The sequence below is a fragment of the Onishia niordana genome (genome assembly GCF_004798965.1).
Lineage (GTDB): Bacteria > Pseudomonadota > Gammaproteobacteria > Pseudomonadales > Halomonadaceae > Onishia > Onishia niordana.
In genome coordinates, this window is record NZ_SDSD01000183.1 from 1 (window position 1) to 229 (window position 229).

Below are 229 nucleotides of genomic sequence, written 5' to 3' on the forward strand. Positions count from 1 at the left end.
TCAAATACTTGATATCGCTGTTGTCGATCGCATGAACAAGACCCACATTATCATCTGCAGCGATGATTGCTAAGGCAGATTTTGGTCCAATGCCTGATACACTAATCAAACGTAAAAACAAAGCTTTCTCTGCATCATCCATAAAGCCATATAAACTATGTGCATCTTCCCGAATCACTTGGTGCACATATATTTTAATCTCTTGGTTCATCATATGCGACCAAGCATA

Annotated in this window: 1 protein-coding gene; it reads right to left on the minus strand. The window is 38.9% G+C overall.

What is annotated here, in order from left to right:
* The coding region (ruvA, locus tag ETC27_RS18415) for a Holliday junction branch migration protein RuvA (protein ID WP_369333516.1) at positions 1 to 211 on the minus strand (211 nt) is incomplete at its 3' end.
* Positions 212 to 229: the final 18 nt, after the last annotated feature.